Source organism: Pseudokineococcus sp. 5B2Z-1, from assembly GCF_037482305.1.
GTDB lineage: Bacteria > Actinomycetota > Actinomycetes > Actinomycetales > Quadrisphaeraceae > Pseudokineococcus.
This window is the reverse complement of the sequence record NZ_JBBHZG010000001.1, coordinates 1-6,429: the sequence shown is the minus strand read 5'-3', so window position 1 is coordinate 6,429 and position 6,429 is coordinate 1. Positions and strand designations below refer to the sequence as shown.

The following is a 6,429-nucleotide window of genomic DNA, read 5'->3' as shown; positions in this document are numbered from 1 at the left end:
CCCCCCCCCCCCCCCCCCGGGCCCGGGCCTCCGCGCGGCGCCGGGACCAGGCGCGCCGCTCACCGGCCGTCGTCACGACGGCCACGAGCGGCGAGGCCAGGCCCATGAGCAGCGCCCACGGGCTCCACAGCAGGGCCATCGGCACCGCGACGACGAGGGGGACGAGCGCGGCGGCCCACGCCGTCCGCGGGCGCTCCGGGCTGCCGGGCTCGGCGGGCACGCGGACCCGCGACCCGACGTCCCCCGCGGGGGCCCGCCCCGTCGTCGCCACCAGCCGGTGGCCGCGGCCGTCCCAGCCTCCGGCCCTCGGCGGCTCGCCGCCGAGCCTCAGCTCGAGGACGCCGGCGCCGGCGGCGACGCGGGCTCCCGTCCCGGCGGCCAGGCCGCCCGGGCCGGGGCGGACACCGTCGACCAGCGTCCCGTTGGCCGAGCCGAGGTCCGTCACCAGCGCCCCGCGGCGGTCGACGTCCAGCCGCAGGTGGCGGCGCGACAGGCGGGGGTCGTCGAGCCGGACGTCGGCCCCGGCCCCCCGGCCCAGGACGTGGCGGCCCGGGGGGAGCGGGACGACCAGGCCGGCGTCCGGGCCCGCCACGACGTGCAGGTGGAGGACGCCGGCCCGCCGGCCGGGGCCCGTGCGGGACGGCTCCTCCTGCCGTCCGCCAGTGCCGGGCCGCGAGCCCTCGCCCGGGCGGCGGACGAGCACGGCGCCCTGGACGAGCGGCGGCGCACCGAGCGCGGCACCCGGCGGCAGCGGACGGCCCTCGCACCACCACCGGCCGCCGGTGGTGGGCGCTGCGCCGAGGTGGGCGGCGAGCTCCCCGGCGACGTCGGCGAGGCGGAGGGGCGCGCCCGTGCTGGGCAGGTCGACGTCGACCTCGGCCCGACGGAGGGCGGGGGCGTCGTCGACGAGCGTCAGGCGCAGGGGGCCGTGGTCCACCCCGGCAGCCTGCTCGGCGCCCCGGCCGCCCGCCGGGACCGTCCACAGGCCCCGCACACCCCGTCCGTCACGCGCTGTCACCACAACGGGGGATGTGGACCGCCCGCACGGGGACGCCCCGTCTGCCTAGCGTGACGAGGAGGATCGCGGGGGGCCTCACACACGCCGTCCCGCCACGCGCAGCAGTACCCGGTGCCGAGCCGGGGCGGAGGAGGGGGTCCGGGGTGGACGCGGTGGCCATCGTCGAGGACGAGGTGCGCGAGCTGGTGCGCCGGCGAGGTGTCGACCCCGCCCGCGAGCCCGGCGTCCTGCGCTCGCTCGTCGAGGACGTGGTCGCCGACTACGACGAGAGGTCCCTCCTCGGGACGCTGCCCCGCCTGCCGGAGCAGACGGGCGTCGTCAAGCGCGTGCTCGACGCCGTCGGCGGGCTGGGGCCGCTGCAGGAGCACCTCGACGACCCGGAGGTCGAGGAGATCTGGATCAACGAGCCGGGCAAGGTCTTCGTCGCGCGCGGCGGGCGGCCGGAGCTGACGACGACGATCCTCACGGCCGAGAAGGTCGCCGACCTCGTGGAGCGCATGCTCAAGACCTCGGGGCGCCGGGTCGACCTCAGCTCGCCCTTCGTCGACGCGAGCCTCCCCGACGGCAGCCGCCTCCACGTCGTCATCCCCGACGTCACGCGCGAGCACTGGGCCGTCAACATCCGCAAGTTCGTCGTCCGGGCGGACCGCCTGGACGACCTCGTCGCCCTCGGGACGCTGACCGCGCGCGCCGCGGCCTTCCTCGAGGCCGCGGTGTCCGCGGGCCTCAACGTGCTGGTGTCCGGGGGGACGCAGGCGGGCAAGACGACGATGCTCAACTGCCTGGCGGCCGCCATCCCGCCGCGCTCGCGCGTCATCACGTGCGAGGAGGTCTTCGAGCTCAAGGTGCCGCTGCGCGACTGCGTGGGGCTGCAGTGCCGCCAGCCCGGCCTGGAGGGCACTGGCGAGATCCCGCTGCGGCGCCTCGTCAAGGAGGCGCTGCGCATGCGCCCCGACCGCGTCGTCGTCGGGGAGGTCCGGCAGGAGGAGAGCCTCGACCTGCTCATCGCCCTCAACTCCGGCCTGCCCGGGATGGCCAGCGTGCACGCCAACAGCGCCCGCGACGCGGTCGCCAAGATGTGCACCCTGCCGCTGCTGGCGGGGGAGAACGTCAGCAGCCGCTTCGTCGTCCCGACCGTGGCGAGCAGCGTCGACCTCGTCGTCCACGTGGCCCTCGACCGGGACGGCCGTCGCCGCGTCCGCGAGGTGGTCGCGGTGCCCGGGCGCGTCGAGGACGGCGTCGTCGAGGTGGCGGACGTCTTCACGACGGTCGCCGGCGACCTCGTGCGGGCCGACGGCTTCCCGCCGCACGAGGACCGCTTCGAGCGGGCGGGGCACGACCTGCGCGCCCTGCTGGGCGGCGGCTGACGTGGGCGCGCTCGTGGGCCTCGCGGCCGGCGCCGGCCTCTTCTGCGTCTGGTGGTCCTGCTGGGTGCCGGCGGCCGGTCCGACGGCCCCGCGCCGCTCGTCGCGCCGCGCGGCCGCCCTGCGCGACGAGCTCGTGCAGGCCGACATGGCCGGCGTCGGACCGGGGGCGCTCGTCGCGGCCGCCGCGGTGGTCGGGCTCGTCGTGGCGACGGCGGTGCTCCTCGTCGCGGGGTCGCCCGTCGTCGCCACCGCCTTCGGGCTCATCACCGCCGCGGGGCCGCGCGCCGTCGTCCGCTCCCGGGCCCGCGCCCGGCGCACGAGCACGCGGGAGCAGTGGCCCGAGGCGGTCGACCACCTGACCTCGGGCATCCGCGCGGGGCTGTCGCTGCCCGAGGCGCTCGCGCAGCTGTCGGTGCGCGGGCCGGTCGAGCTGCGGCCCGCCTTCGCGGCCTTCGCGGAGGACCACCGGGCCACGGGCCGCTTCGGGGACTGCCTCGACCGGCTGAAGGAGGCGCTCGCCGACCCCGTGGCGGACCGCATCGTCGAGTCCCTGCGCCTCACGCGCGAGGTCGGCGGCAGCGACCTGGGCCGCCTCCTGCGCACGCTGTCCACCTTCCTGCGGGAGGACGCCCGGACGCGCGCGGAGCTCGAGGCGCGGCAGAGCTGGACGGTCAACGGCGCCCGCCTCGCCGTGGCCGCCCCGTGGGTCGTGCTCGCGCTGCTCGCGACCCGGCCGGAAGCCGTCGACGCCTACGACAGCGCGGCGGGCGCCGTCGTCCTCGCGTGCGGTGGCGCCGCGTCCGTCGTCGCCTACCGCCTCATGGTCCGTCTCGGGCGGCTGCCCGACGAGGAGAGGGTGCTCCGGTGACGGCGGCGCTCGTGGCCGTGGCCCCCGCGACGGCGGCGCCGTGGTCGTGGGCCGGCGCGGGACTGGGCCTGGTGGCGGGCCTCGGCCTGTGGCTGGCGCTCGTGCGCCTGCCGCTGCTCCGACGGGTCTCGATCGAGGACCGCGTCGCCCCCTACGTGCGCGACGCGGTGCCCCCGTCCCGGCTGCTGCGACGCGAGGCGCCCGCCGGACCGCTGGCGGCGGTGGAGCGGATGCTCGCCCCGGTCATGGCCGACGCCGTGCGCGGCATCGAGCGGGTGCTCGGCGGCCGCGCGGGCGTGCGGACCCGTCTGGACCAGCTGGGGGCGACCACCTCCGTGGAGGACTTCCGCGCCCAGCAGGTCGTGTGGGGCGCGGGAGGCCTGGTCGTGGGCGCGCTCCTGGCGGGCGCGGTGGCGAGCGCGCGGGGCGTCGCCGTCGTGCCCCTGGCCCTCCTCGTGCTCCTGGGGGGCGCAGCCGGCGTCCTCGCCCGCGACTGGTGGCTGACGCGCGCCGTCCGACGGCGCGAGGAGCGCATGACGGCGGAGTTCCCGACCGTGGCCGAGCTCCTCGCCCTGTCCGTGGGGGCGGGCGAGGGGGCGGTCGGTGCCCTCGAGCGCGTCTCGCGCACGTGCGCCGGCGAGCTGTCGGGCGAGCTGCGCCGGACCCTGGCCGAGGCCCGCGCGGGTGCCTCGCTGGTGCAGGCGCTGCAGGGACTGGCCGACCGGACCAGCCTCCCCAGCCTGGCGCGCTTCGTCGACGGGGTCGCCGTCGCGGTCGAGCGCGGGACGCCGCTCGCCGACGTCCTGCGCGCCCAGGCCCAGGACGTCCGCGACGAGGGCCGCCGGGCGCTGCTCGAGAGCGGCGGCCGCAAGGAGATCGCGATGATGGTGCCGGTCGTCTTCCTCGTGCTGCCCATCACCGTCGTCTTCGCGGTCTTCCCGGGACTGGCCGTCCTGAGGCTCGACCTGTGACCCCGGGTGCCGACGTGCGCCGGGGGCGCCTCGCGGGCCCGGCGCCCTCCGGACCGCCGCCGCCGACCGCGTGTCCCCGTCCGGCGTCGCCGCTCGCCCCGGCCGCGCGACCCGCAGGAGAGCTGCACCGCGCCCGTGACGGCTGCGCGTCCGGCCCTTCGCACGGCACCGACCGGGCCGACCCGACGGCCCACCAGCGAGCCGGCTCCCCGGCCGACCTCCCCGACCCGACCCATCCTCCCCACGCGACCGACCGAGACGGAGCACCGCATGAGCACGAGCACGACGACGAGGGCGGCCCGGGCCGCCGCCGCCCTGGGCCGTGGCCTGGCCCACCGCATCGCGCGCCTGCGCGGCGACGACCGCGGGGACGTGCCCGGCTGGGTCATGGTCACCCTCATGACCGCGGGCCTCGTCGTGGCGCTGTGGGCCGTGGCCGGTCCTCGCCTGGCGCAGGTCTTCACCACGGCGATGGACCGGGTCCTCGCCGGCGGCTGACCACGGCGACGCGGGACGACCGAGGGGCGGCCGTCGTCGACTTCGCGCTCGTCTCCGCGCTGCTGACGCTCGTGCTCGTGGGGGTCGTGCAGCTCGCCGTCGTCCTCCACGTGCGCGCGACGGTCGTGGACTGCGCCGCCGAGGGGGCCCGGTACGGCGCCCTCGCGGACCGCACCCCGGAGGACGGCGCCGAGCGCACCCGCGAGCTGCTCACCGCGGCCCTGTCCCCGGCGTACGCGCGCGACGTCCGCGCGAGCGTGCGCGCCGTCGGCGGTCGCGAGCTCGTGGAGGTGCGCGTGCGGGCTCCGCTGCCGGTCGCCGGGCTGGTGGGGGTGGGGGACGCGCTCGACCTCACCGGCAGGGGGCTGGTCGTCGAGGGCGGCGGCGCGTGAGGGCCGCCCTGCCGGCCCCGCTCGTCGGCGTCCGGAGGCGCGTCCGCGACCTGCGGGGCGACGCCGACCGAGGGAGCGCCGTCGTGGAGTTCGTCGGCCTCGGCGTCCTCCTGCTCGTACCGGTGGTGTACCTCGTCATCGCCGTGGCCCAGCTTCAGGCCGGGGCCTTCGGGGCCGAGGCCGGCGCTCGCGAGGCCGCCCGCGTGATCGCCTCCGCGTCGGGCTCGACGTCGTCGGCGGCGCGCGCCGACGCCGAGGCGGTGGTCGCGCTCGCGCTGGAGGACCAGGGGGTGGACCCCGCCTCGGCGCGTCTGGACGTGCGCTGCGACGCCGACCCCTGCGGTGCGGGCGGGTCCCTCGTGCGCACGACGGTCCAGCTCGAGGTGGTCCTCCCCGGCGTCCCCGCGCCCCTGGCGGCGGTGGTGCCCGCGCGCGTGCCCGTCGAGGCCACCGGCACCGCAGCCGGCAACCGCTTCGCGGGGGCGCCGTGAGCGGCGGGGGGACCACCCCTCGCAGGCGTGCCGGCGACCGGGCGGAGGAGGGCCAGGTGACCCTGCTCGTGCTGGGCTACGCCGTCCTCGCGCTCGTCGTCGTCCTCGTCGTCACCGCCGCCTCGGCGGTTCACCTCGAGCGCAAGCGGGTCTGGGCCGCCGCGGACGCCGCCGCGGCGGACGCCGCAGACGCCGTGGACGAGGTCGCCTACTACGGCCAGGGCGGCCTCTCCGGGGGAGTGCCGCTGACGGACGCCGCCGTACGGGCGGCCGCGGAGGACCACCTGCGCCGCAGAGCGGCCTGGGACGACCTCGAGGGCGTCGTCCTCGGCCCGGGGACGGGCACGCCCGACGGCCGCACGGCCCAGGTGCAGCTCGTGGCGAGCGTCGACGTGCCCGTGCTCTCGCTCCTGCCGGGAGCGCGGGTGGCGGGGGGCCCGCTCACCGTCGTCGTCACGTCGAGGGCGCGCACCTTCCTCGACGCCGGCTGACCCCGACGCCGGCTGCCCCAGGGGGCCGTCGGGGAGCCACCGGCGGCGGTTTGGACGACCCCCCGCCGTGGGGTAACGTTCACGTCGCCGCAAGGGACCGGGAAGCCGGGTCCGGCCGGACCACCTCGGTGGTTGACGGCCTGAGACCCCGGGGTCTAGGTTCGAGCGGTTGCCTCCAGGGAGGCGCAGGTGGTCTCCACCGGTGCTCCTGGCGGGTCTGCTTCTTGAGAACTCAACAGCGTACCAAAGTCGAATGCCATTTTTTGTGGGCTGGGCTGGTGGTGCTGGGTCTGCCGTCGGTGGGCTCGGTGTCGCGTGGTTCTGGTCAAGTGT

At 78.1% G+C, this 6,429-nt stretch carries 8 protein-coding genes; 7 read left to right on the top strand and 1 reads right to left on the bottom strand.

Annotation, left to right across the window (positions count from 1 at the left end; all coding sequences use genetic code 11):
• On the bottom strand, positions 1-937 hold a 937-nt coding region (locus tag WDV85_RS00040), incomplete at its 3' end, for an FHA domain-containing protein (protein WP_339568684.1).
• A gap of 224 nt (positions 938-1,161) precedes the next feature.
• Between WDV85_RS00040 and WDV85_RS00035 the strand changes: the two genes are divergently transcribed.
• The 7 genes from WDV85_RS00035 (at position 1,162) to WDV85_RS00005 (ending at position 6,096) form a co-directional block, all read left to right on the top strand.
• On the top strand, positions 1,162-2,385 hold the full coding sequence (locus tag WDV85_RS00035) for a CpaF family protein (RefSeq protein ID WP_339568683.1): 1,224 nt from the start codon (positions 1,162-1,164) through the stop codon (positions 2,383-2,385).
• A 1-nt stretch (position 2,386) separates the two neighbouring features.
• Positions 2,387-3,253, top strand: coding sequence for a type II secretion system F family protein (locus tag WDV85_RS00030; RefSeq protein WP_339568682.1), 867 nt, complete (start codon positions 2,387-2,389; stop codon positions 3,251-3,253).
• Entirely contained in the window at positions 3,250-4,224 is a 975-nt protein-coding gene (locus tag WDV85_RS00025; RefSeq protein ID WP_339568681.1) for a type II secretion system F family protein, read from the top strand. The genes WDV85_RS00030 and WDV85_RS00025 overlap by 4 nt, the downstream gene beginning before the upstream one ends.
• A 270-nt stretch (positions 4,225-4,494) precedes the next feature.
• Positions 4,495-4,722: a hypothetical protein gene (locus tag WDV85_RS00020; protein ID WP_339568680.1), complete on the top strand. Its 228-nt coding sequence runs from the start codon at positions 4,495-4,497 to the stop codon at positions 4,720-4,722.
• Positions 4,719-5,114 carry a TadE/TadG family type IV pilus assembly protein gene (locus WDV85_RS00015; protein ID WP_445263148.1) on the top strand — a complete coding sequence of 132 codons (396 nt, stop codon included), beginning with the start codon at positions 4,719-4,721 and terminating at the stop codon, positions 5,112-5,114. Before WDV85_RS00020 ends, WDV85_RS00015 begins: the two co-directional genes overlap by 4 nt.
• Positions 5,111-5,605 carry a pilus assembly protein gene (locus WDV85_RS00010; RefSeq protein WP_339568678.1) on the top strand — a complete coding sequence of 165 codons (495 nt, stop codon included), beginning with the start codon at positions 5,111-5,113 and terminating at the stop codon, positions 5,603-5,605. The genes WDV85_RS00015 and WDV85_RS00010 overlap by 4 nt, the downstream gene beginning before the upstream one ends.
• 56 nt (positions 5,606-5,661) lie before the next feature.
• A complete protein-coding gene (locus WDV85_RS00005) occupies positions 5,662-6,096 on the top strand; it encodes a hypothetical protein (RefSeq protein ID WP_339568677.1) in 435 nt (144 codons plus the stop codon).
• Positions 6,097-6,429: the final 333 nt, after the last annotated feature.